Here is a 23,214-nt window from a genome sequence, read left to right on the forward strand (position 1 = left end):
CGCACTGTACTTGACGCCGGTTCAACAACGGGGCAAGACTGAACCGCGCTATTGAACCCACATACAACACGTGCGAACCCGCCGCTGGCTCAAGGGAGATCGCGTCATGACGAAGGCGCCGGTACGGGACGGGCTGCCCAAGGGGTTCCGGAGCGCCGAGCTGGGCTGGCCGGAGCTGGACCGCATTCCGCATCCGCCGCACCGGATCCCGCTGCTCGGTGACGTGGTGGGCATGAACCGGCACACTCCCCTCCAGGACACGCTGCGCTACGCCCGCCGGCTGGGGCCGGTCTTCCGTCAGAAGGCCTTCGGCAAGGAGTTCGTGTTCGTGTGGGGCGCCCGGCACACGGCCGACCTCGCGGACGAGTCGCGGTTCGCCAAGCACGTGGGGCTGGGCATAGCGAACCTGCGGCCGGTGGCCGGGGACGGCCTGTTCACGGCGTACAACCACGAGCCCAACTGGCAGCTGGCGCACGACGTGCTCGCCCCGGGGTTCAGCCGCGAGGCCATGGCCGGTTACCACCCGATGATGCTGGCCGTCGCACGGCAGCTGACGGAGCACTGGGACCGCGCGGCGGCGACGGGCCGGGCGGTCGACGTCCCCGGCGACATGACCAAGCTGACGCTGGAGACGATCGCGCGCACCGGCTTCGGCCACGACTTCGGGTCGTTCGAACGCTCCCGGCCGCATCCCTTCGTGACCGCCATGGTCGGCACGCTGACGTACGCGCAGCGGCTCAACACGGTGCCCTTCCCGCTGGCTCCGCTGCTGTTGCGCAGGGCGAGCCGCCGCAACGCCGCCGACATCGACCGCCTCAACCGCACGGTCGACGAGCTGGTCCGCGCCCGGCGCGCCTCCGGCCGCGGGGACGGGGACCTGCTCGACCGGATGCTTCAGACGGCCCACCCCCGGACCGGGGAGCGGCTGGCGCCGGAGAACATCCGCCGTCAGGTGATCACCTTCCTCGTCGCGGGCCACGAGACGACCTCGGGCGCGCTCTCCTTCGCGCTGCACTACCTCTCCCGTCACCCCGAGGTCGCGGCCCGGGCCCGCGCCGAGGTGGACCGCGTCTGGGGCGCCGCGGCGGAACCGGCCTACGAGCAGGTGGCCAGGCTGCGCTACGTCCGCCGGGTACTGGACGAGTCGCTGCGGCTGTGGCCCACCGCGCCGGCCTTCGCCCGGGAGGCCCGGGAGGACACGGTGCTGGCCGGGGAGCACCCCATGCGGCGCGGGGCGTGGGCGCTGGTGCTGACGCCGATGCTGCATCGGGACCCCGAGGCGTGGGGCGCGGACGCCGAGCGGTTCGACCCGGACCGCTTCGAGGCCCAGGCTGTACGGTCCCGGGCCCCGCACACCTTCAAGCCGTTCGGGACCGGGGCGCGGGCCTGCATCGGGCGCCAGTTCGCCCTGCACGAGGCGACGTTGGTGCTCGGCCTGCTGCTGCGGCGCTACGAGCTGCGCCCCGACCCGGCGTACCGGCTGCGGGTGGCGGAACGGCTGACGCTGATGCCGCAGGGGCTGCGGCTGCGCCCGAAGCGCCGGAGCCCGGTGCGGGAACCCGCCTCAGGCCTGCGCCGTCCAGTGCCCGGGGCGGGTGACTGACGCGGGCAGCCGGGTCCCGGCACTCCCCCGGGCCGCGTTCAGCTGCGGCTGGGTGAGGAAGAACGCCCCGGTCAGGTCGGCGTCCGTGAGGTCCGCGTCGCGCAGGTCGGCACCGATCAGGTCCGCGCCCCGCAGGTCCGCGCCCGTGAGGTCGGCGGCGATGAGGTACGCGCCGCGGAGGTTGGCGCCGCGCAGGTCGGCGCCCTTGAGGCGGGCGCCCATGAGGTCCGCGCCCCGGCGGTTCTTCTTACGGCCCTTGGTGCCGGCCCTGGCCAGCTCGCTCGTCCTCAGCAGCAGGACGTTGACCTCCTGGCGGTGCGCCGCCACGTCCAGCCCGGCGAGCTCCTCGGGTGTCAGCCCGGTCAGCTCCTCGGTCCTCTCCAGGGCCTTGCGCAGATCGGCGTGGACGGGACGGGCCGCGGGCAGGGCGAGCGCCTCGGTCAGGTACCACAGCAGCTCGTGCAGCTGCCGCACGACCGGAAAGACGTCGAACATGCGACGGGCGTGCTCCGGCGGCCCGGACCTCCAGTCCCGGCCGCCGAAGGTGATCTGCGAGACCTGCTGCCCGGCGCCGAAGCAGTCGTAGACCGTGCAGCCGGTGAACCCCTTCTGCCGCAGCCGGGCGTGGATGCCGCAGCGGTGGTCGCTCTGAAGATTGCGGCAGGGAGTGCCGGCGTCCTTGTCGACCGCGAAGTCGGCCGAGGCGGCGAAGGGCAGGGCGACGCAGCACAGTCCGAAGCACCGCTCGCAGTCACCGCGCAGTTCCGCCTGTGCGGCCTTGTGATCTCGCATGCCGTTCAGCATACGAAACGAAAACTCACCGATGAGTCAGAGGTGGCGGCCGAACAGGCAGCGGCGCCGTCGTCGGCGTCCTCACGTCATCTGCCGAACAGTTCGAACGCCACCGCCGGCCTGCCCCCGAACCGCTCCCCCGTGGCCTCGGCGTGCTGGGTGAGGAAGCCGCGGACGTATGCCTCGGGGTCCTGGTCGGTCAAGGCCTCGATGTAGGTGCGGTGTTCCAGCAGTGAGCGCACCGCGCGTTCCATGCCGGGCGTCGCCTCGACCGCGTGCGTGGGGGTGCTGGAACCGGCGACGGCGACCCAGCGCACGCCGTCCCACGGCTGAAGGCCCTGCTCGGTGAGCTCCGGGAAGATCCACCGGTTGCCGGCGTCGCCGGCCGCGTCGAGCGTGGCCCGGCCGACGGCCACGTGGTCCGGGGTGTTCCAGGCGACACCGCCCCAGGTGTCCCGGTGGTTGAGCGTGATGACCAGCTCGGGCCGGTGCCGGCGGATCGCGGCGGCGATGTCGCGGCGCAGGGCGGTGCCGTACTCGATGACGCCGTCCCTGTGGTCGAGGAACTCCACGACCGACACGCCGACCACGGCCGCGCTCGCCCGCTGCTCCCGCTCCCGCAGCGGCCCGCACCGCTCGGGCTCCAGTGTGTCGATGCCCGCCTCGCCCCGGGTCGCCAGCACATAAGCGACCTCGCGGCCCTCGTCGATCCAGGCCGCGATCGCCGCCGAACAGCCGTACTCCAGGTCGTCGGGGTGGGCCACGACCGCGAGGGCACGCCGCCAGTCGCCGGGCATGGGCTGGAGTTGAGTGGTCGTCATGCCCGCAGACTAATCCGCGCCACCGGCATCACGACGCGTCCGGCACGGCATCACGCCTCGTTGCGTGCCAGCGCCAGCAGCCGGTCGAGGACCCGCTGGCCGCCGGTGCGTACGCCGTCGTGCTCGAACTCGTCCGTGACCCAGGTGCGCAGGCCGCGAATCGTGCGGGCGGTCCGCAGGGAGTGGGCCGTGTCGACGTACATGTCGTCGTGGTAGACGGCGGCGACGACCGGTACGTCGTTCGCGGCGAGGCGCGCCGGGTCGTACAGGGGGGTCCAGTCGGTGCGGGCGGCGAGCAGGTCGGCGGTCTCGCGCAGGGGGCGCAGCGCCGGGTCGCAGTCGAACGTCCAGGGGTGGATCGACTCGCCGGTGAACAGCAGCGGTTCGTCGCCCGCGAGCGCCTTCGCGGCGTCGAACTGCGGGAACTCGGCGCGGACCCGCTCGGCCGACCATGCGGTGGGCCGGGCGTCCTTGCCGTAGATCGACTCGTGGATCAGGGCGTACAGCGGGTGGCGGGCGTAGGACAGCATGCCCTGCACCTGCTCCAGGAAGGCGTCGGAGAGCGTGGTGCCCTGCGGCGTGCGGACGAAGGCGTCTTCGAGGAGGTAGTGGAGGCGGTGGGTGCCGTCGCCGGTGCCGAGGACGATGCCGAGGGACTGGAAGGCCTCGACGGTGAGCCGGTAGCCGTTCGGCAGGACCACGTCGTGGTTCAGGAGGTGGTCGGCGATCCGGCGGGCGCGCTCGGCGTCCTGCGGGTAGCGGGCGTAGTGGGCGGTGACCTTGCGTTCGACGCGCGGGAAGGCGGCCCGGTAGATGTCGTCCGCGTGGGCGTCCAGGGAGGGCAGTCCGCCGGTGATGACGGCGGTGGCCAGGCCCTCGGGGGCGAGGGAGAGGTAGCTGGTGGCGCAGAAGCCGCCGAAGCTCTGACCGAGGACGGTCCAGGGGGCGCCGCCGGTGACCTGCGCGCGGATGGCCTCGCAGTCGCGGACGATCGAGTCGGCGCGGAACCGGGTGAGGTAGTCGGCCTGTTCGGCGGGACCGCCGCGCAGCGGGAGCGTCTGCCGGTTGGCGGGCGTGCTGTGGCCGGTGCCGCGCTGGTCGAGGAGGAGGACGCGGTACTCCTTCAGCGCGCGGCCGAGCCAGCCGGGCCTGCCGACGGAGCGGTCCGCGCCGAACCCGGGCCCGCCCTGCAGGTAGAGCAGCCACGGCAGGTCCTGGTGCGCCTTGTCGCTCGCGACGACCTCGCGGGCGTACAGCTCGATCGTCTCGCCCCCGGGGTGGTCGTGGTCGAGGGGGACGGTGAAGCGGCGGTCGGTGAGGACGACTCCGGGCTGGCGGTAGCTGAGGGTCAAGAGGGCTCCCGGGACGGACGGATTTCGGACCGCGTCCCAGTTCATCACAGAGGACGTCCGCGGGTGGCCCCTTCGGATCATGAAACCTTCCTGAACGACGGTTCAGGTTCAGCGGGCGGACAGACTGGAGCGGCGGACCACCAGCTCGGGCTGGAGCACGACCCGCCGGTGCTCGTGCGGCCGGGCCGGGCCCTCTTCCTCCGTCTCCTCCAGGAGCAGGTCGGCCGCCATGGCGCCCATGGTGACGGCGGGCTGCCGCACCGAGGTGAGCGGGACGGCGGCGGCCGCCGCGAACTCGATGTCGTCGTAGCCGACGATGGCGAGGTCGTCCGGGACGTCGACGCCGGCCGCGTACATGGCCTGCAGGACACCGAGCGCCAGCAGGTCGTTGGCGCAGAACACGGCGGTCGGCCGGTCGGCGAGGCCGAGCAGGCGGGCGCCGGCGTCGCGGCCCGCGGCGACGTCCAGCCGTTCGGTGGGCAGCTCGCGCAGCGCGCCGGGGCCGAGCCCGGCCTCGGCGAGCGCTTCGAGGGCGCCGGTGCGCCGGTCGCGGACCTGGTTGAGGCCGGGCGGGCCGCTGACGTAGGCGATGGAGCGGTGCCCGGCGTCGACGAGGTGGCGCACGGCCAGGGCGCCGCCCGCGACGTCGTCGACGGAGACCGAGCACTCGGTGGTGCCCTCGGCGACCCGGTCGACCAGGACGAACGGGATGCCGTGCCGGCGGAACGCCTCGATGTTGCGGCCCGTGGCGTCGGCCGGGGTGAGCAGCACGCCGCGCACGCGCTGCTCGGCGAAGAGCGACAGGTACTCGGCCTCCTCGCCCGGGTTCTGTGCGCTGTTGCAGACCATCACGCCGAGTCCGGCCTGGCGTGCGGCGCGTTCGGCGCCGCGGGCCACGTCGACGAAGAAGGGGTTGCCCATGTCGAGGACGAGCAGCCCCATGATGCGGCTGCGGCCCGCGCGCAGCTGGCGCGCGGACTCGCTGCGGACGTAGCCGAGCCGGTCTATCGCGGACAGCACGCGGGCCCGGGTCTCGGTGGCGACCGTGTCCGGGCGGTTGATCACGTTCGACACCGTGCCGACGGAGACTCCGGCGGCGCGGGCGACGTCCTTGATACCCACCGACTGGGCCATCGGGCGGGGACCTCCTGGTGAGATGAGGGGGCGGCGGCCGGAGCGGCTTCACATTACCGGCATGCCGCCCCGGCCACCGGCTCCGGTCAGGCGGGCAGGCGGAAGTCGATCACGCGCAGCGCCGAGGGCGTCGTACCGCTGGACTTCTCCTGGTACATGAAGGACAGCACCCCGTCCTGCGCGACGCGTGCCTCGTCGATGACGACCTCGCCGAAGGCGTTGAGGCCGCTTCCGTCGAACAGGATCCTCCAGTCGGTGTGTCCGGAGGCCGCCGAGGCGCCGGCGATCCGCCCGAAGGGGAAGATCGCGTAGGCGTTGTCGTACTTGTCCAGAATCAGCTTGGTGCGCTGGCTGGAGTTCAGCGGGACCGGGATCTCGGTCTTCTGCCAGGTGCCGGAGGCGTTCCTGCGGACGTGGAAGGCACGGCCGTTCCGCGTCCGGTCGCTGACGTAGTTGGTGGTGCACTGCCCGAAGCGGCCGGGGACGTAGGAGATGATCGCGTGCGGCCGGCCCGCGGAGTCGGTGAACTGGCTCTCCTGGTTCATCAGGGAGTGGTCCGGGTTGAGCGGGTCGACGACCAGCCCGGCGTCGTTCACGGACACCTTGTCGGAGCCGCCGGTGACGCCGACGACGGTGCCCGCGTTGTTGCGCCAGGTGCGGCCGCGGTCGTCGGAGTAGACGTAGCCGGTGTCGTGGTTGGTGATGCCGCCGCCGCTGCACATCACGGCGCCGTTCTGCTCGCGCCAGGTGAAGAAGGAGTGCAGCCGGCCGCTGCGGTCGTAGTCGATGCCGTGCAGGTACATGTTGCGGGCGGTGGAGGAGCCGTGCTCGCTGGTGTACGTGCCGGTGGAGCTGGACCATTCGCCGAGGTTGGTCCACTTCGTGCCGTCGTACTCGGCGAGCGCGTTGCGGCCGTTGCCGGAGACGGCGACGCGGTAGCTGAGCTGGAGCCTGCCCTCCGGCGTGGAGATGAACTGCGGGTAGGTGAACTGCGAGGTCAGCGCCAGGCCGTCCAGGGTGGACTGGGGTGCGCCGAAGCGACTCGCGGTCCAGCTCAGCCCGCCGGGGTTGTCCATCAGCCCGGCGACCGACTTGACGTAGGTGAAGCCGTCGCTGTGGGAGTCCATGTTGAGGTGCAGCCGGCCGTCGACCTTGGAGACGCCCATGGAGATGACGTTGTGGGAGTCGTTGTACCGCAGGGTGTGCCCGACCTTCACAGTCGACCAGGTGCTCGCGCCGAGGGGGCGGCGGCCGACGACGGCGTTGCGGTCGGCGGTGTACCAGACGGCGTACTGGTAGCCCTTGTAGGTCAGCAGGCCGTTCTTCTGGAACGCGTTGTTGTTGACCAGGCCGTCGTAGGACACGAAGAAGATGGCCTGGTTGTCGAGGGTCGCGGTGCCGGTCCGGGTGACGGAGGGGCCGGGGTCGGCGGCCCGCGCGGTGCCGGAGGCCAAGGCGGGGGTCACCACGGCTCCGGCGAACGCGGCGGCCAGCAACGTACGTCTGCGCATCTCATGAACTCCATTGTTCAGGCGAGGTGGAACACTTCGGTGAGCGGTTTCATGGCCTCGTCGGGCCGGGCGCCGTCCAGCGACTCGAAGAACGGCGCCATCTCAGCCTGCCAGCGGGCGTTGACGTCGGTGGCTTCCATTCCGGCCTGGGCGGCCGCGAAGTCCTCGGTCTCCAGGTAGCCGACGAGCAGTCCGTCCTCGCGCAGGAAGAGCGAGTAGTTGTGCCAGCCGGTGTCCGAGAGTGCCTGGAGCATCTCGGGCCACACCGCGGCGTGCCGCTCGCGGTACTCGTCGAGGCGGTCCGCCCGGACCTTCAGAAGGAAACACACGCGCTGCATCAACAACCCTCCAGGGATCAGAAGTTGAACTGGTCGATGTTCTTGGCGTCGAACACGGTCGGCTTGCCGAGGCTGATCACGCCGTCCTTGCCGATGGTGTACTCGCCCATGGAGCCGGCCTTGAAGGTCTCGCCCTCCTTGCCGGTGATCTGCCCGGAGGACAGGGCGACGGCGGTACGGGCGGCCAGCTCGCCGAGCTTCGCCGGGTCCCACAGCTCGAACGCCTCGACGGTGCCGTTCTTGACGTACTTGCGCATGTCGTTGGGGGTGCCGAGGCCGGTCAGCTTGACCTTGCCCTTGTACTTGGAGCCCGACAGGTACTGGGCGGCGGCCTTGATGCCGACGGTGGTCGGGGAGATGATCCCCTTCAGGTTCGGGTACTCCTGGAGCAGGCCCTGGGTCTGCTGGAAGGACTGCTGGGCGTCGTCGTTGCCGTACGCGGTCTTCACCAGCTTCATGTTCTTGTACTCGGGCTTCTTCAGCTCGTCCTTCATGAAGTCGATCCAGGTGTTCTGGTTCGTCGCGGTCTGCGCGGCGGACAGGATCGCGATCTCGCCCTTGTAGCCGATCTGCTTGGCGAGCAGCTGCACCTCGGTACGGCCGAGGTCCTCGGCGGAGGCCTGCGAGACGAAGGCGTTGCGGCAGTCGGGCGTGGTGTCGGAGTCGTAGGTGACGACCTTGATGCCGTTCTTCATGGCCTGCTTGAGCGCGGTGCACAGGGCGCCCGGGTCCTGCGCGGAGACGGCCATCGCGTCGACCTGCTGCTGGGTGAGCGTGTTGACGTAGGAGACCTGACCGGAGGTGTCGGTGGCGCTGGAGGGGCCGACCTCCTTGTAGCTGGACCCCAGCTCCTTCAGGGCCTTCTCGCCGCCCTTGTCGGCGGAGGTGAAGTAGGGGTTGTTGACCTGCTTGGGCAGGAACCCGACGGTCAGCCCCTTCTTCAGCTCGGCGTTCGGGTCGGCCTTGCCGGCCGCGGCGGCCGAACCGCCCTCGTTCTGCACGTCCTTCTTGGTGGTGCCGCCACCGCAGGCGGTGAGCGCCAGGGCGAGAGAGGTGGCGGTGGCGAGCGCCGCGCAGCTGCGGCGGAGGGTCGACTTACGCATGACGATGGTCCTTTACGAGGAAGGGCTGGGTTACGAGGTGGGAGTCGAGGCGGCTCTGCGGCCCGCCCTCGCTGTGGAGATCTGCCGTACGACCCGGGGGCCGAGCACGGACAGAACGAGCAGGACGCCGGTGACGACGATCTGGGACTGCGCGGAGACGTCCTGGAGGCTCATGACGTTCTGCAGCGCCCCCAGCAGGAACACCCCGGCGATGGCGCCGCCGAGCGTGCCCTTGCCACCGTCGAAGTCGATACCGCCGAGCAGTACGGCGGCCACGACGGACAGTTCGAGGCCGGTGGCGTTGTCGTAGCGGGCGCTGGCGTAGTGCAGCGCCCAGAAGATGCCGGTGAGCGAGGCCATCAGGCCGGTCACCGTGAACAGGAGCAGCTTCTGCCGCTTGACCCGGATGCCGGCGAACCGCGCGGCCTCCTCACTCGCCCCGATCGCGAACAGCGACCGCCCGAACGGCGTGGCGTGCAGCGCGACCACGGCGATGGCGAGCAGGACGAGGAACGGCAGGAAGGCGTACGGGATGAACGTGTCGCCGATGCGCCCGGCCGCGAAGTCCAGGTACTGGGTGGGGAAGTCGGTCACCGCGTCGGAGCCGAGCACGATCTGCGCGATGCCCCGGTAGGCGGCGAGTGTGCCGATGGTGACGGCGAGGGACGGCAGGCCCAGCCTGGTCACCAGCAGGCCGTTGATCAGCCCGCACACGACACCCAGCAGCAGGCAGATCGGGATGATCGTCTCGATGGCCATGCCCTGGTTCCACAGGGCGCCCATCACGGCACCGGACAGACCCGCCGTGGACGCCACCGACAGGTCGATCTCCCCGGAGACGACCAGCAGGGTCATCGGCAACGCGATCAGCGCGATCGGCAGCGTGTTGCCGATGAGGAACGACAGGTTGAGCGCGTTGCCGAACCCGTCGACGAAACCGAAGGAGAACAGCAGGACGACGATGAGGAGTGCGCCGACGACCGTGTCCCAGCGGACCGCTCGGCTCAGGGAGATGTCAGCCATGGCGGGCGTTCCTCTTCTTCAGGGCGGAGGCCACGCGCAGCGCGACGATCCGGTCGACCGCGATGGCGAGGATGAGCAGGATGCCGTTGATGGCGAGCACCCAGACGGAGCTGACGCCGAGGGCGGGCAGCACACTGTTGATGGAGGTCAGCAGCAGCGCGCCGAGGGCCGCGCCGTAGACGCTGCCGGAGCCGCCGGTGAAGACCACGCCGCCTACCACGACCGCGCTGACGACGGTCAGTTCGTAGCCGTTGCCGGTGCCGGAGTCGACGTTGCCGAACCGGGCGAGGTACATCGCGCCGGCGAGTCCGGCGAGGGCGCCGCAGAAGGTGTAGGCGGCGAGGATCCGTTTGCGCACGGGAATGCCGGCGAGGCGGGCGGCCTCGGGGTTGGAGCCGAGCGCGTAGAGCTCGCGCCCGCTGGCGAAGTGTTTGAGGTAGTAGGCCGTTGCCACCAACACGGCCAGCGCGATCAGTGCGAGGTACGGCACCGCCGAGATGCCGCCGGAGCCGAAGTCGACGAAACCGCCCGGCAGATCGGCCGCGGTGATCTGGCTGGAGCCGACCCAGATGGAGTCGATGCCGCGGATGATGTAGAGCGTGCCGAGGGTGACGACGAGCGCGGGCACCTGACCCAGGCTGACGAGCAGGCCGTTGAGCAGTCCGAAACCGATGCCGAGCAGGACCGCCAGCGCGATCGCCACGACCGGGTTGCCGCCGCCCTGGAGATACGTACCGGCGGCGAAGGCGCTGATGCCGAGCGTCGATCCGACGGACAGGTCGACGTTGCGGGTGATGACGACGAGGGACTGCCCGGTGGCGACCAGCACCAGGATCGTCGCGTTCAGCAGCAGGTCCTTGATGCCCTGTTCGGACAGGAACTGGCTGTTGCCGGCCTGGGTGACGGCGATCATCACCAGGAAGACGACGAGGATGGCGAGTTCGCGCATCTTGAAGACGCGGTCGACGAGGCGGGTGCCGCTCGACTTGGGGACGTCGGCCACGGGGGCTTCTCGGGGAGTGACGACCGTCATGCGGCGGCCCTCCCGGTGGCTGCGGCCATCACGGTTTCCTCGGTGGCGTCGGAGCGTGGGATCTCGGCGGTGAGGCGGCCCTCGTGCATGACCAGCACGCGGTCGGCCATGCCGAGGATCTCGGGCAGGTCGGAGGAGATCATCAGGACGGCGACGCCGTCGGCGGCGAGCTGGGACAGCAGCCGGTGCACCTCGGCCTTGGTGCCGACGTCGATACCGCGGGTCGGCTCGTCGACGATCAGCACCCTGGGGCCGGTGGCGAGCCACTTGGCGAGCACGACCTTCTGCTGGTTGCCGCCCGAGAGGGTGTTGACGGTGTCGGCGATCCGGGCGTACTTGACCTGGAGCTTGGCGGCCCAGTCGAGGGAGCGGCTGCGCTCGGCGCCGCGGTCCATCAGGCCCGCCTTCACGGTCGTGCGCAGCCCGGTGAGCCCGATGTTCCGCTCGATGGACATGTCCATCACCAGGCCCTGGGCGCGCCGGTCCTCGGGGACCAGGGCGAGTCCGGCGGCCATCGCGGTGGAGGGGGCGCCGTTGACCAGGGGCTTGCCGTCGACGGAGACCTCGCCGGCGTCCCAGCGGTCGATGCCGAACACGGCCCGGGCGACCTCCGTACGCCCGGCGCCGACGAGTCCGGCGAGGCCGACGATCTCGCCGTGCCGTACGTCGAAGGAGACGTCGGTGAACACACCCTCGCGGGTCAGGCGGCGCACGCTCAGGGCGACCTCGCCCGGCCGCACGTCCTGCTTGGGGTACAGCTCGTCGAGGTCGCGGCCGACCATGCGGCGCACCAGGTCGTCCTCGGTCATGCCCGCCAGCGGCTCGCTGCCGACCCAGGCTCCGTCGCGCAGGGTGGTGACCCGCTGGCAGATCTCGAAGATCTCCTCCAGCCGGTGGGAGATGAACAGGACGGCGGCGCCCTGTTCGCGCAGGGTGCGTACGACGCCGAAGAGGCGGGCGACCTCGCTGCCGGTGAGGGCGGCGGTCGGCTCGTCCATGATCAGCACGCGGGCGTCGAAGGAGAGGGCCTTGGCGATCTCGACGATCTGCTGGTCGGCGATGGACAGGCCGCGGGCGGGCCGGTCGGGGTCGAGTTCGACACCGAGGCGCTCCATGAGGGCGGCGGTCGCGTTGTGCGTGGCCTTGTGGTCGATCCTGCCGAGGGCGCGCCGGGGCTGGCGGCCCATGTAGATGTTCTCGGCGATCGACAGGTCGGGGAAGAGCGTGGGCTCCTGGTAGATGACGGCGATGCCGGCGTCGCGGGCGTCGCCGGGTCCGTGGAAGGCGACGGGCGCACCGTCGAGCAGCACCTGGCCGGCGTCCGGCCGGTGCACCCCGGCGAGCGTCTTGATGAGGGTGGACTTGCCCGCACCGTTCTCACCGGCGAGGGCGTGCACCTCCCCGGGGAACAGCTCCAGGGAGACGTCCCGCAGTGCGCGGACCGCACCGAAGGACTTGGAGACGTCCCTCAGTGCCAGAACCGGGGCCGGACCCGTGGTGGACGGGTGGGTCATGGGGGCTCCTCGACGACGCCGGCGGGACGGCCCTCTCGGCGTCGTGAAAGGTTTCAACTGGGTTGCCGGGACGTTAGGCGGGTCGCGCATGTCACGTCAATGGGTTCCGGTCGAAAAAGTTTCGAGGACAGAAGGTCACGCACTGATCACGGGTGATCGTGTCGGCCGAAGGGGTTGACACCCCTTCGGGGGGCCCATAACTTCGCGTCCTGAATCGTTTCATTCAGTGGTCGTCACGACCCGATGCCTCAGGAGCCCTGACGTGACCGAGCTCGCCGCGGTGAAGGCCGCTCTCAAGACCCAGGCAGTCGAGACGCCGTCATGGGCGTACGGGAACTCGGGCACGCGCTTCAAGGTGTTCGCGCAAGCGGGTGTGCCGCGTGATCCGTACGAGAAGCTGGACGACGCGGCGAAGGTGCACGAGTTCACGGGGGTCGCCCCGACGGTCGCCCTGCACATCCCGTGGGACAAGGTCGACGACTACGCGGCGCTGGCGAAGCATGCAGAGCAGCGTGGTGTGAAGCTGGGCGCGATCAACTCCAACACCTTCCAGGACGACGACTACAAGCTCGGGAGCATCTGCCACCCGGACGCCGCGGTGCGGCGCAAGGCCGTCGATCATCTGCTGGAGTGCGTCGACATCATGGACGCGACCGGCTCGACGGACCTGAAGCTGTGGTTCGCCGACGGGACGAACTATCCCGGGCAGGACGACATCCGAGCCCGGCAGGACCGGCTCGCCGAGGGGCTCGCGGAGGTCTACGCGCGGCTGGGCGACGGGCAGCGGATGCTGCTGGAGTACAAGTTCTTCGAGCCGGCCTTCTACTCGACCGACGTACCGGACTGGGGCACGGCGTACGCCCACTGTCTGAAGCTCGGGCCGAAGGCTCAGGTCGTCGTCGACACCGGGCACCACGCGCCCGGGACCAACATCGAGTTCATCGTCGCCACGCTGTTGCGGGAGGGCAAGCTCGGGGGGTTCGACTTCAACTCGCGGTTCTACGCGGATGACGACCTGATGGTCGGGGCCGCGGATCCGTTCCAGCTGTTCCGGATCATGTACGAGGTGATCCGTGGCGGCGGGTTCACCCCCGAGGTGGCCTTCATGCTCGACCAGTGTCACAACATCGAGGCGAAGATCCCGGCGATCATCCGTTCGGTGATGAACGTGCAGGAGGCCACGGCGAAGGCGTTGCTGGTCGACGGTGACGTGCTGGGTGCGGCGCAGCGGGCGGGGGATGTGCTGGAGGCCAACGCCGCGCTGATGGATGCGTACAACACGGATGTGCGGCCGTTGCTGCGGGAGGTGCGCGAGGAGATGGGGTTGGACCCCGACCCCATTGCGGCGTACCGGCGCTGTGGGTGGGGCGAGAAGATCGTTGCCGAGCGGGTCGGTGGGGAGCAGGCGGGGTGGGGTGCGTAAGCGTCTGCCGAGATCTGTTGTCTGTGGGGTGCGGGCCGTATGTGGTTGGTCGCGCAGTTCCCCGCGCCCCTGAGTGAATCACCCACCGTCCCTTGAGAGGAACTCGTATCCATGGCAACCCATCCCGAAGCCGCCGCTCTCCTGGCCCGTTCCCACCGGCTCGGCTCCGATCCCCGTAACACCAACTACGCGGGAGGCAACGCCTCCGCCAAGGGCACTGAGACCGACCCCGTCACCGGCGGCGATGTCGAGCTGATGTGGGTCAAGGGGTCCGGCGGTGACCTCGGCACGCTCACGGAGGCCGGGCTCGCCGTGCTGCGGCTGGACCGGATGCGGGCGCTCGTCGACGTGTATCCGGGCGTGGAGCGCGAGGACGAGATGGTCGCCGCGTTCGACTACTGCCTGCACGGGAAGGGCGGTGCGGCGCCGTCCATCGACACCGCCATGCACGGGCTCGTCGAGGCCGCCCACGTCGATCACCTCCACCCGGACTCCGGTATCGCGCTGGCGTGTGCCGCCGACGGGGAGAAGCTGACCGCCGAGTGTTTCGGGGACAGTGTCGTGTGGGTGCCCTGGCGGCGGCCCGGGTTCCAGCTGGGGCTGGACATCGCCGCCGTGAAGAAGGCCAATCCGCAGGCCATCGGGTGCATTCTCGGCGGGCACGGGATCACCGCCTGGGGTGACACGTCCGAGGAGTGCGAGCGGAACTCGCTGCACATCATCCGGACCGCGGAGAAGTTCCTCGCCGAGCGCGGCAAGGACGAGCCCTTCGGGCCGGTGATCGAGGGGTACGCCGCGCTGGGCGCCGGGGAGCGCCGGGAGCGGGCCGCCGCGCTCGCGCCGCACGTCCGTGCCCTCGCCTCCCAGGACCGGCCCCAGGTCGGGCACTTCGACGACGCCGAGGTGGTCCTCGACTTCCTGGCGAGCGCCGAGCACCCGCGGCTCGCCGCGCTCGGCACCTCCTGCCCGGACCACTTCCTGCGGACCAAGGTGCGGCCGCTGGTCCTCGATCTGCCGCCGACGGCTCCGCTCGACGAGGCCATCGCCCGGCTGAAGGAGCTGCACGCGGAGTACCGCGAGGAGTACGCCGCCTACTACCAGCGGCACGCCGAGCCCGGCTCCCCCGCCATGCGCGGCGCCGACCCGGCGATCGTGCTGGTCCCGGGTGTGGGCATGTTCAGCTTCGGCAAGGACAAGCAGACGGCCCGGGTGGCCGGCGAGTTCTACGTCAACGCCATCAATGTGATGCGCGGGGCGGAGGCCGTGTCCACGTACGCGCCCATCGAGGAGTCCGAGAAGTTCCGCATCGAGTACTGGGCGCTGGAGGAGGCCAAGCTCCAGCGGATGCCGAAGCCCAAGGCGCTCGCGACGCGGGTCGCGCTGGTCACGGGTGCGGGCAGCGGCATCGGGAAGGCGATCGCGCACCGGCTGGCCGCCGAGGGCGCCTGTGTCGTCGTGGCCGATCTGAACGGGGAGAACGCGGCCGCGGTCGCCGAGGAGCTGGGCGGTCCGGACAAGGCCGTCGCCGTGACCGTGGACGTGACGTCCGAGGAGCAGATCGCCGAGGCGTTCAAGGCGGCCGTGCTGGCCTTCGGCGGTGTCGATCTGGTCGTCAACAACGCCGGTATCTCGATCTCCAAGCCGCTGCTGGAGACCTCGGCCAAGGACTGGGACCTCCAGCACGACATCATGGCGCGCGGGTCATTCCTGGTGTCTCGGGAAGCGGCGCGGGTGATGATCGCGCAGGAGCTGGGCGGCGACATCGTCTACATCGCGTCGAAGAACGCCGTGTTCGCCGGGCCCAACAACATCGCCTACTCGGCCACCAAGGCCGACCAGGCGCACCAGGTGCGGCTGCTCGCCGCCGAGCTGGGCGAGCACGGCATCCGGGTCAACGGGGTCAACCCCGACGGTGTCGTGCGCGGCTCCGGGATCTTCGCCGGCGGGTGGGGGGCCCAGCGGGCCGCCGTGTACGGGGTCGAGGAGGAGAAGCTCGGCGAGTTCTACGCCCAGCGGACCATCCTCAAGCGTGAGGTGCTCCCCGAGCATGTCGCGAACGCGGTCTTCGCCCTCACCGGGGGCGACCTGACCCACACCACTGGGCTGCACGTCCCGGTCGACGCCGGCGTCGCGGCCGCCTTCCTGCGGTGAGCGCGGCCGTGAAGTCGTACGCCGCGGTCGACCTCGGCGCGTCCAGCGGGCGCGTCATGGTCGGCCGCGTCGGCCCCGACAGCCTGGAGCTGACCGAGGCGCACCGCTTCCCGAACCGGCCCGTGCGGGTGCCCGAGGGGCTGCGCTGGGACGTGCTCGGTCTGTACGCGGGAGTGCTGGAGGGGCTGAAGGCGGCCGGGCAGGTCGACTCCGTCGGGATCGACAGCTGGGCCGTGGACTACGGGCTGCTCGACGCGGACGGGGCGCTCCTCGGCAATCCCGTGCACTACCGGGACTCCCGGACGGAGGGGGTCGCGGAGAAGGTGTGGGCGACCGTCCCGGCGGAGGAGCTGTACGCGGCGACCGGATTGCAGTACGCGCCCTTCAACACCCTGTACCAGCTGACGGCCGCCCGGTCCTCGGCCCAGCTGTCCTCCGCCGAGCGGCTGCTGCTCATCCCCGACCTGCTGACGTACTGGCTCACGGGCGAGCAGGGCACCGAGCTCACCAACGCCTCGACGACCCAGCTGATCGATCCCCGGACCCGCGACTGGTCGTACGACATCGCCTCGCGGCTGGGTGTCGACCTGAGCCTGTTCGCGCCGCTGCGGCAGCCCGGTGATCCCGCGGGTGTGCTGCGGGAGGCGGTGCTGGAGGAGACCGGGCTGACCGGTCCCGTGCCCGTGACGGCGGTCGGGTCGCACGACACCGCGTCGGCCGTGGCCGCCGTACCCGCCGGGCGGGAGCGGTTCGCGTACATCTGCACCGGCACCTGGTCCCTGGCCGGCCTGGAGCTGGACGCTCCGGTGCTGACCGAGGAGAGCCGGGCGGCCAACTTCACCAACGAGCTGGGGCTGGACGGCACGGTCCGCTACCTGCGCAACATCATGGGGCTGTGGCTGCTCCAGGAGTGCGTGCGGGCCTGGGGTGACCCGGATCTGGGCGCGCTGCTGCTGGAGGCGTCCAAGGTGCCGGCGCTGCGGTCGGTCGTGGACGCGGGTGACGCGGCGTTCCTCGCGCCGGGGCGCATGCCGGAGCGGATCGCCGAGGCGTGCCGGGCCTCGGGGCAGCCCGTGCCGGAGTCGCCGGCCGAGGTGACGCGCTGCATCCTCGACTCCCTCGCCCTCGCCCATCGCAAGGCCGTCCGGGACGCGCAGCGGCTCGCCGGGCATCCGGTCGACGTGGTGCACGTGGTGGGCGGCGGCACGCGCAACGCGCTGCTGTGCCAGCTGACCGCCGACGCCTGCGGGCTGCCGGTGGTGGCGGGGGCGACGGAGGCGGCCGCCCTGGGGAACGTCCTCGTGCAGGCGCGGGCCCACGGTCTGGCCGGTGATCTGGCGGGGATGCGGCGGCTCCTCGTCCGTACCCAGCCGCTCACGCGCTACGAGCCGCGCGGCGGGACCGAGCGGTGGCGCGCCGCGCAGGACCGGATCGCCGGGGACTGACGGGGTCTCCCCCCGGCTCTCGTCCCCCGACTACGCTGCACTCATCCGATGACCGACCACAAGGAGCCGCGATGCGTGTCGCCCTGTTCCTGACCTGCGTCAACGACACGCTCTATCCGGACACCGGGCGCGCCGTGGTGAAACTGCTGACCAGACTGGGCGTCGACGTCGACTTCCCGATGGCGCAGACCTGCTGCGGGCAGGCGCACTACAACACCGGATACCGGCACGAGGCCGAACCGCTCGCCCGGCATTTCTCCGACGTCTTCGGCGAGTACGAGGCGATCGTGACGCCGTCCGGCTCGTGCGGGGCGATGGTGCGGGAGCTGTATCCGCGGATGGGCGAGCGGGCCCGGGCCGAGGGGCGCGGGGACGCCCTCGCGGCCACGCTGGCGCCGGTGGTGCCGAAGACGTACGAGCTCACGGAGTTCCTGGTGGACGTGCTGGGCGTGACGGACGTCGGGGCGTACTACCCGCACAAGGTGACCTACCACCCGACCTGTCACGGCCTGCGCGGGCTCGGTCTCGGCGACCGGCCGCGGCGGCTGCTCCAGGCCGTGAAAGGGCTGGAGCTGGCCGAGCTGCCGGGGGCCGACGAGTGCTGCGGGTTCGGCGGCACCTTCGCGCTGAAGAACGCCGACGTCTCGGCGGCCATGGGCACCGACAAGGTGCGCAACGCCGAGTCGACGGGCGCCGAGGTGCTGTGCGCGGCCGACAACTCCTGTCTGATGCACATCGGCGGGACGATGGCCCGGCTGCGGACCGGCATGCGGCCGGTGCACATCGCGGAGATCCTGGCGAGCACGGAGGAGGAACCGGCCGTATGAGCGGGACGTTCGTCGGGATGCCGGCGTTTCCTGAGGCCGCGCGGGAGGCCGTGGGCAACGAGACCCTGCGCGGCAATCTGCGGCACGCCACGCACACCATCCGCGCCAAGCGGGAAAAGGCCGTGACGGAGGTGGCCGACTGGGCCGAGCTGCGCGAGGCGGGCAAGCGGATCAAGGACCACACGCTGCGCCATCTCGACCGGTATCTGCAGCAGTTGGAGGATTCGGTCACGGCCGCGGGCGGCATCGTGCACTGGGCCGCCGACGCGGCCGAAGCCAACGAGATCGTCACCCAGCTCGTGAAGATGACCGGCGAGTCGGAGGTCGTCAAGGTCAAGTCGATGGCCACGCAGGAGATCGGGCTCAACGAGGCGCTGGAGGCCGAGGGCATCCGCGCCTACGAGACGGATCTCGCCGAGCTGATCGTGCAGTTGGGCAAGGACCGGCCCTCGCACATCCTCGTCCCGGCCATCCACCGCAACCGGGGCGAGATCCGGGACATCTTCACCCGCGAGATGAGCGAATGGGGCCGCCCCGCCCCCGAGGGCCTCACCGACACGCCGGCCGAACTCGCCGAGGCGGCCCGGCTGCACCTGCGGGAGAAGTTCCTGCGCGCGAAGGTCGGCATCTCCGGCGCCAACTTCATGGTCGCCGAGACGGGCACCCTGGTGGTGGTGGAGTCCGAGGGCAACGGGCGGATGTGCCTGACCCTGCCCGAGACGCTGATCTCGGTCGTCGGCATCGAGAAGATCGTGCCCACGTGGCGGGACCTGGAGGTGTTCCTCCAGACCCTCCCCCGCTCGTCGACGGCGGAGCGCATGAACCCGTACACGTCGACGTGGACCGGCACGACCGACGGGGACGGGCCGAGCACCTTCCATCTGGTGCTGCTGGACAACGGCCGCACCGACACCCTCGCCGACGAGGTCGGCCGGCAGGCGCTGCGCTGCATCCGCTGCTCGGCGTGTCTCAACGTCTGCCCGGTGTACGAGCGGGCCGGCGGACACGCCTACGGCTCGGTGTACCCGGGCCCGATCGGCGCGATCCTCAGTCCCCAACTGCGGGGTACACAGAGCGAGATCGACGCCTCGCTGCCGTACGCGTCGTCGCTGTGCGGCGCGTGCTACGAGGTGTGCCCGGTCGCCATCGACATCCCCGAGGTGCTGGTGCATCTGCGGGAACGGGTGGTGCAGGGCGGGGAGGTCACCCGGGAGGGCAACAAGGTGGTGCTGCGGCCCGCGAAGGGGCATGCCGCCGAGCGGGCGGCCATGCGCGCGGCCCGCTGGGCGTTCACGCACCCGGCCGCGCTGCGCACCGGCCAGCGCGCCGCCTCCCGGACCCGGCGCTTCCATCCCCGTACGCTGCCGGGCCCGGGCAAGGCGTGGAGCGGGTCACGGGATCTGCCGCCGGTGCCCGCCGAGCCGTTCCGGGACTGGTGGCAGCGCACGCGTGGCGGGAAGGGCGGGGCCGAGTGAACAGGGGCCGAGTGAACAGCAGGGAGCGGATCCTGGGCCGGGTGCGGCGCGCACTGGCGGACGTACCGCGGGACGACCCGCCGTACGAGCAGGCGGTGTCGCGTGACTATGCGCGTGAGCACGGGGACCGGAGTGTCGAGCAGACCGTCGAGCTGCTCGCCGAGAATCTGGCGGACTACCGGGCGGTCGTACACCGTACGGACGCCGAGGGGCTGGCCGGGCTGGTCGCGGGGCTGCTGGAGAAGCGGGGGTCGGCTTCGGTGCTGGTGCCGCCCGGACTGGACGAGGGGTGGCTGGCGGCGACCGGGGTGACGCGGGTGACGGACCGGGCCGAGAGCACCCCGCACGAACTCGACCGCGTGGACAGCGTGGTGACGGCCTGTGCGGTCGCGATCGCCGAGACCGGCACCATCGTGCTGGACGGGTCGCCCGACCAGGGGCGGCGCCGGATCACCCTCGTCCCGGACCATCACATCTGTGTCGTGCGCGTCCCCGGGCAAGTGGTGTCGTCCGTGCCGCAGGGGCTCGAACGCCTCGACCCGGCACGTCCGTTGACGTGGATCTCCGGGCCGTCGGCGACCAGTGACATCGAGCTGGACCGGGTCGAGGGGGTGCACGGCCCGCGCACGCTGGAGGTGATCCTGGTGGGAGACGCCTGACTCCGCGCGTTGGTGGCCGCGGAGGCGCGGCGCCGGGTCGCCGAGCGGCGCGGCCGGGACGAGATCGCCCGGCGGGCGGTGGCCCCGACCGCCGACCAGGTCGACTTCCTGTTCGCCGGAAGGGCCCGGCTCGCCGGGCTGCGCAGGACGGTTCAGCCGCTCGCCCGCAAACTCGCGACGCGGCTCGCGGCCCGACGCCGCCGCGCCTCGCGGGGCACGATCGGCCTGCGGCGGACCCTGCGCGGTTCGCTGTCGACGGGCGGGGTGCCGATGAAGCCGGTCCTGCGCGGACGGCGTCCCGCCCGCCCCGAACTGGTGCTGCTCTGCGATGTGTCGGGATCGGTGTCCGGTTTCTCGGACTACACGATGCTGTTGGTGCAGGCGCTGCACGACCAGTTCAGCAAGGTGCGGGTGTTCGCCTTCGTCAACCGGATCGACGAGGTGACCGGACTCCTCCGGCACGGCGCCGCGGACCCGGAGGGGCTCAGTGCCCGGATCGAGGCGGAGGCCAGGCTCACGGGCTGGCACGGAAGCAGCGACTACGGCATGGCGCTGGGCGAGTTCGCGGAGCGCTACGGCGAACGTTCCCGCTGGGGCACGGGCGATTCCGCCGCACCCGCGTACGCCGAGCTGGCCGAGATGCACGAGTGCCGCACCGCCCGGCAGCTGAGCGCCCTGGTGGGGCGGCTGCTGCCGGTGTGATCAGGCGGTGTGGCGCCCTTCGCACGGGGCGAGCCGCGGGTGCGGAGGACGGCCGGGCTACTTTTTCTTGGCGTACTCCTTGGCCATGGTGCCCGCGAAGTCGTACACCACGCACTGCTCGTCGCCGACGACCCAGGCGTCGTGGCCGGGCGGGCAGACGAACACGTCGCCGGGTCCCACCTCGCCTTCCGCTCCGTCGTTCATGCGGATGCGCATACGGCCCGATACGACGTAGCCGTTGTGGTGGACCTGGCAGCTGTCGGTGCCCGCGATCGGGGCCACGGACTCGGACCAGCGCCAGCCGGGCTCGAAGGTCGCCACGGCGAAGTCGAGGTCCGTCATATGGACGGCTTCGAGGTGGCCGCGGGGGAAATCACGCCGTTCGTCCGGCTTGTCGAGCGTCTTCACCTCAAGCATGACGCTCCTCCTCGGTGAGGGATGTGCTTCCATCGTCCGTCCGTCGAGCGGGCCGCGCCATTCAGCGGGTACCGGTGCCGCAGAGCCGGGCGAAGCGCTCGGCGTCGATGTTGCCGCCGGTGATGATGACGCCGACGCGGCGCGGGAGAGGGCCCGCGCGGCCGGTGAGCAGGGCGGCCAGCGCGGTGGCGCCGCTCGGCTCGATGACGATCTTCAGGCGTTCGAAGGCGAACCGCATCGCGTCCCGGATCTCGTCGTCGGTGACCAGGACGATGTCGTCGACGAGCCGCCGGTTGACGGAGAAGGTGAGTTCGCCGGGGGTGTGCAGGGCCTGTCCGTCGGCGATGGTGTGCGGCACGGGGATGCTGATGCGCCGGCCCGCCTCCAGTGAGCGCTTGGTGTCGTCCCCGGCCTCCGGTTCGACGCCGATCATCCGGATGTCCGGATGCAGGCCCTTGGCCACCGTGGCACTGCCGGCCATGAGCCCGCCGCCACCGACCGGTGTCAGCAACGCCCCCAGCTCCCCCACCTCTTCGAGGAGTTCCAGCGCGGCCGTGCCCTGCCCGGCCATCACGTGCGGATGCTCGTACGGCGGGATGACGGCGAGACCTCGCTCGGAGGCCAGCGCCTCGGCGATGGCGACGCGGTCGCCGGTGTAGCGGTCGTAGGTGACGATCTCGGCGCCGTAGCCGGCGGTGGCCGCCCGCTTCGACGGTGGGGCGTCCTCCGGCATGACGATCACGGCGGTGGTGCCGAGCTCGCGGGCGGCGAGGGCGACGGCCTGGGCGTGGTTGCCGGAGGAGTAGGTGGCGATCCCCCGGGAGAGCTGCTCGGGGCTGAGGCGGGAGGCGGCGTTGTAGGCGCCGCGGAACTTGAAGGCGCCGACGCGCTGGAAGTTCTCGCACTTGAGGTGGATCTCGGCGCCGGCGAGTGCGTCCAGGGTGCGGGAGCGCAGGACGGGCGTGCGGTGGGCGACGCCCTGGAGCCGGGCGGCGGCGTCCCGGACGTCGTCGAGGGTGACCGGTGGGGTGGTGGTCGTCACGCTTGTCCTCCAGCGGAAGGGCCGGAAGTCGCGCCGTGGGCGGCCCGGGCCTGGGAAAGGTAGTTGTAGGCGGAGGCGCGGGAGATGCCGAGCCGGGCGGCGACCTGCTCGACCGCGCCGCGCACGGCGAAGACACCGCGGGTGTCCAGCCCGCCGAACAGCTCCAGGCGTTCCGCGCGGTCGAGCTCCGCCCAGCTGCCCCGCTGCTTCGACTGGTGGGCGTCGACGAGGGCGTCGACCACGGAGTCGATGTCGTTGCCGAAGGTGGTGGTCGGCACCTCCGCGGGGGCCGCACCGAGTCCGGCGAGCGCGCCGAGCAGGTCGTGGGCCCGGCTGACGGCGCTGACGTCCACGTTGACGCAGAGCGCGCCGAACACGGCTCCCGTGGAGTCCCGCAGCACCATCGTGGAGGACTTCACCAGCGTCCCGTTCCGGGTGCGGGTGATGTAGTTCAGCTCGTCGGCCGCCTCGTCGCCGTGAGCGAGGACGCGCATGCCGATCTCGCTCATCGCGCCGCCCACCGTCCGCCCGGTCACCGATCCGGCCACGGCGACGACCGACTTCTCCGGGTTCCGGTAGTCGTGCAGCACGACTTCGCAGAGCGGCCCGAAGGTCGCGGCGATCCCGTCGACGACCGGTGTCAGCGCGGCGAGGATCGCGTCCCGTTCCGCGGTCAGAGTCTCTCGCATGGACATAGACTACATGTCCAACGACTGGACTACTAGTCCAGCCCCTCTGTCAACAATTGGCAATGGTTTTCACATGACTTCGGCCAGAAGCCGCTCTTGACATTCATTGCCATCTAGCGTGGCGCCTGCCGGACACCCCCTCTGCACATCCGTCATGGAG

At 71.1% G+C, this 23,214-nt stretch carries 20 protein-coding genes and 1 pseudogene; 8 read left to right on the top strand and 13 right to left on the bottom strand.

Going from position 1 to position 23,214, the window contains the following annotated elements; translation table 11 throughout:
• Window positions 1–106 precede the first annotated feature (106 nt).
• Window positions 107–1,603 carry a cytochrome P450 gene (locus HDA41_RS02530; protein ID WP_184980228.1) on the top strand — a complete coding sequence of 499 codons (1,497 nt, stop codon included), beginning with the start codon at window positions 107–109 and terminating at the stop codon, window positions 1,601–1,603.
• Here HDA41_RS02530 and HDA41_RS02535 read toward each other — a convergent pair.
• From HDA41_RS02535 to HDA41_RS02580, 10 genes are all read right to left on the bottom strand, one after another.
• Window positions 1,565–2,407 (bottom strand): pentapeptide repeat-containing protein, encoded by an 843-nt coding sequence (locus HDA41_RS02535; RefSeq protein ID WP_184980230.1) that lies wholly within the window; start codon window positions 2,405–2,407, stop codon window positions 1,565–1,567. The genes HDA41_RS02530 and HDA41_RS02535 overlap by 39 nt on opposite strands.
• Window positions 2,408–2,481: 74 nt before the next feature.
• Window positions 2,482–3,216: a PIG-L deacetylase family protein gene (locus HDA41_RS02540; protein ID WP_184980232.1), complete on the bottom strand. Its 735-nt coding sequence runs from the start codon at window positions 3,214–3,216 to the stop codon at window positions 2,482–2,484.
• 50 nt (window positions 3,217–3,266) lie between these two features.
• Complete coding sequence (locus HDA41_RS02545; protein WP_184980234.1) at window positions 3,267–4,568, bottom strand: alpha/beta fold hydrolase; 1,302 nt, start codon at window positions 4,566–4,568, stop codon at window positions 3,267–3,269.
• Between the two features lie 108 nt (window positions 4,569–4,676).
• Window positions 4,677–5,702, bottom strand: coding sequence for a LacI family DNA-binding transcriptional regulator (locus HDA41_RS02550; protein ID WP_184980236.1), 1,026 nt, complete (start codon window positions 5,700–5,702; stop codon window positions 4,677–4,679).
• Window positions 5,703–5,788: 86 nt separating this feature from the next.
• Entirely contained in the window at window positions 5,789–7,213 is a 1,425-nt protein-coding gene (locus HDA41_RS02555) for a BNR repeat-containing protein (RefSeq protein ID WP_184980238.1), read from the bottom strand.
• Window positions 7,214–7,230: 17 nt separating this feature from the next.
• Window positions 7,231–7,551 (bottom strand): L-rhamnose mutarotase, encoded by a 321-nt coding sequence (locus HDA41_RS02560; RefSeq protein WP_059414378.1) that lies wholly within the window; start codon window positions 7,549–7,551, stop codon window positions 7,231–7,233.
• A 17-nt stretch (window positions 7,552–7,568) separates the two neighbouring features.
• A complete protein-coding gene (gene rhaS, locus HDA41_RS02565; protein ID WP_059414376.1) occupies window positions 7,569–8,654 on the bottom strand; it encodes a rhamnose ABC transporter substrate-binding protein in 1,086 nt (361 codons plus the stop codon).
• Between the two features lie 30 nt (window positions 8,655–8,684).
• The gene (locus HDA41_RS02570; RefSeq protein ID WP_184980240.1) at window positions 8,685–9,677 is read right to left on the bottom strand and encodes an ABC transporter permease; all 993 of its coding nucleotides are present in this window, start codon (window positions 9,675–9,677) and stop codon (window positions 8,685–8,687) included.
• Window positions 9,670–10,710 carry an ABC transporter permease gene (locus HDA41_RS02575; protein ID WP_184980243.1) on the bottom strand — a complete coding sequence of 347 codons (1,041 nt, stop codon included), beginning with the start codon at window positions 10,708–10,710 and terminating at the stop codon, window positions 9,670–9,672. Before HDA41_RS02575 ends, HDA41_RS02570 begins: the two co-directional genes overlap by 8 nt.
• On the bottom strand, window positions 10,707–12,224 hold the full coding sequence (locus tag HDA41_RS02580; protein ID WP_184980245.1) for a sugar ABC transporter ATP-binding protein: 1,518 nt from the start codon (window positions 12,222–12,224) through the stop codon (window positions 10,707–10,709). The genes HDA41_RS02575 and HDA41_RS02580 overlap by 4 nt, the downstream gene beginning before the upstream one ends.
• 262 nt (window positions 12,225–12,486) lie before the next feature.
• Here HDA41_RS02580 and rhaI point away from each other — a divergent pair, with 262 nt between their 5' ends.
• From rhaI to HDA41_RS02615, 7 genes and pseudogenes are all read left to right on the top strand, one after another.
• Window positions 12,487–13,647 carry an L-rhamnose isomerase gene (gene rhaI / locus HDA41_RS02585; RefSeq protein ID WP_184980247.1) on the top strand — a complete coding sequence of 387 codons (1,161 nt, stop codon included), beginning with the start codon at window positions 12,487–12,489 and terminating at the stop codon, window positions 13,645–13,647.
• Between the two features lie 111 nt (window positions 13,648–13,758).
• Complete coding sequence (locus HDA41_RS02590; protein ID WP_184980249.1) at window positions 13,759–15,798, top strand: bifunctional aldolase/short-chain dehydrogenase; 2,040 nt, start codon at window positions 13,759–13,761, stop codon at window positions 15,796–15,798.
• Complete coding sequence (locus HDA41_RS02595; protein ID WP_184980251.1) at window positions 15,795–17,243, top strand: rhamnulokinase; 1,449 nt, start codon at window positions 15,795–15,797, stop codon at window positions 17,241–17,243. Before HDA41_RS02590 ends, HDA41_RS02595 begins: the two co-directional genes overlap by 4 nt.
• Window positions 17,244–17,314: 71 nt before the next feature.
• On the top strand, window positions 17,315–18,070 hold the full coding sequence (locus HDA41_RS02600) for a (Fe-S)-binding protein (RefSeq protein ID WP_184980253.1): 756 nt from the start codon (window positions 17,315–17,317) through the stop codon (window positions 18,068–18,070).
• Window positions 18,067–19,545, top strand: a complete 1,479-nt coding sequence (locus HDA41_RS02605; protein ID WP_184980255.1) for a LutB/LldF family L-lactate oxidation iron-sulfur protein — start codon at window positions 18,067–18,069, stop codon at window positions 19,543–19,545. Before HDA41_RS02600 ends, HDA41_RS02605 begins: the two co-directional genes overlap by 4 nt.
• A gap of 11 nt (window positions 19,546–19,556) precedes the next feature.
• Window positions 19,557–20,204, top strand: coding sequence for a LutC/YkgG family protein (locus HDA41_RS02610; RefSeq protein WP_184980257.1), 648 nt, complete (start codon window positions 19,557–19,559; stop codon window positions 20,202–20,204).
• Window positions 20,205–20,207: 3 nt separating this feature from the next.
• A pseudogene (locus HDA41_RS02615) lies at window positions 20,208–20,906 on the top strand (VWA domain-containing protein); the annotation flags it as partial.
• 57 nt (window positions 20,907–20,963) lie between these two features.
• Here the strand turns inward: HDA41_RS02615 and HDA41_RS02620 are convergent.
• The 3 genes from HDA41_RS02620 to HDA41_RS02630 all read right to left on the bottom strand — a co-directional run bounded on the left by HDA41_RS02620 (window position 20,964) and on the right by HDA41_RS02630 (window position 23,054).
• The gene (locus tag HDA41_RS02620) at window positions 20,964–21,323 is read right to left on the bottom strand and encodes a cupin domain-containing protein (protein ID WP_184980259.1); all 360 of its coding nucleotides are present in this window, start codon (window positions 21,321–21,323) and stop codon (window positions 20,964–20,966) included.
• A gap of 61 nt (window positions 21,324–21,384) precedes the next feature.
• Window positions 21,385–22,365 carry a pyridoxal-phosphate dependent enzyme gene (locus HDA41_RS02625; RefSeq protein WP_184980261.1) on the bottom strand — a complete coding sequence of 327 codons (981 nt, stop codon included), beginning with the start codon at window positions 22,363–22,365 and terminating at the stop codon, window positions 21,385–21,387.
• The gene (locus HDA41_RS02630) at window positions 22,362–23,054 is read right to left on the bottom strand and encodes a helix-turn-helix transcriptional regulator (protein WP_184980263.1); all 693 of its coding nucleotides are present in this window, start codon (window positions 23,052–23,054) and stop codon (window positions 22,362–22,364) included. Before HDA41_RS02630 ends, HDA41_RS02625 begins: the two co-directional genes overlap by 4 nt.
• Between the last annotated feature and the right edge of the window lie 160 nt (window positions 23,055–23,214).

The sequence above is a fragment of the Streptomyces caelestis genome (genome assembly GCF_014205255.1).
GTDB lineage: Bacteria > Actinomycetota > Actinomycetes > Streptomycetales > Streptomycetaceae > Streptomyces > Streptomyces caelestis.

What these genes read in the sequence shown, in the direction of transcription:
- HDA41_RS02530 (WP_184980228.1), top strand. Translation starts at nt 107, where the DNA reads ATGACGAAGGCGCCGGTACGGGACGGGCTGCCCAAGGGGTTCCGGAGC.
- HDA41_RS02535 (WP_184980230.1), bottom strand. Translation starts at nt 2,407, where the DNA reads ATGCTGAACGGCATGCGAGATCACAAGGCCGCACAGGCGGAACTGCGC.
- HDA41_RS02540 (WP_184980232.1), bottom strand. Translation starts at nt 3,216, where the DNA reads ATGACGACCACTCAACTCCAGCCCATGCCCGGCGACTGGCGGCGTGCC.
- HDA41_RS02550 (WP_184980236.1), bottom strand. Translation starts at nt 5,702, where the DNA reads ATGGCCCAGTCGGTGGGTATCAAGGACGTCGCCCGCGCCGCCGGAGTC.
- HDA41_RS02555 (WP_184980238.1), bottom strand. Translation starts at nt 7,213, where the DNA reads ATGCGCAGACGTACGTTGCTGGCCGCCGCGTTCGCCGGAGCCGTGGTG.
- HDA41_RS02560 (WP_059414378.1), bottom strand. Translation starts at nt 7,551, where the DNA reads ATGCAGCGCGTGTGTTTCCTTCTGAAGGTCCGGGCGGACCGCCTCGAC.
- rhaS (WP_059414376.1), bottom strand. Translation starts at nt 8,654, where the DNA reads ATGCGTAAGTCGACCCTCCGCCGCAGCTGCGCGGCGCTCGCCACCGCC.
- HDA41_RS02570 (WP_184980240.1), bottom strand. Translation starts at nt 9,677, where the DNA reads ATGGCTGACATCTCCCTGAGCCGAGCGGTCCGCTGGGACACGGTCGTC.
- HDA41_RS02575 (WP_184980243.1), bottom strand. Translation starts at nt 10,710, where the DNA reads ATGACGGTCGTCACTCCCCGAGAAGCCCCCGTGGCCGACGTCCCCAAG.
- HDA41_RS02580 (WP_184980245.1), bottom strand. Translation starts at nt 12,224, where the DNA reads ATGACCCACCCGTCCACCACGGGTCCGGCCCCGGTTCTGGCACTGAGG.
- HDA41_RS02590 (WP_184980249.1), top strand. Translation starts at nt 13,759, where the DNA reads ATGGCAACCCATCCCGAAGCCGCCGCTCTCCTGGCCCGTTCCCACCGG.
- HDA41_RS02600 (WP_184980253.1), top strand. Translation starts at nt 17,315, where the DNA reads ATGCGTGTCGCCCTGTTCCTGACCTGCGTCAACGACACGCTCTATCCG.
- HDA41_RS02605 (WP_184980255.1), top strand. Translation starts at nt 18,067, where the DNA reads ATGAGCGGGACGTTCGTCGGGATGCCGGCGTTTCCTGAGGCCGCGCGG.
- HDA41_RS02620 (WP_184980259.1), bottom strand. Translation starts at nt 21,323, where the DNA reads ATGCTTGAGGTGAAGACGCTCGACAAGCCGGACGAACGGCGTGATTTC.
- HDA41_RS02630 (WP_184980263.1), bottom strand. Translation starts at nt 23,054, where the DNA reads ATGCGAGAGACTCTGACCGCGGAACGGGACGCGATCCTCGCCGCGCTG.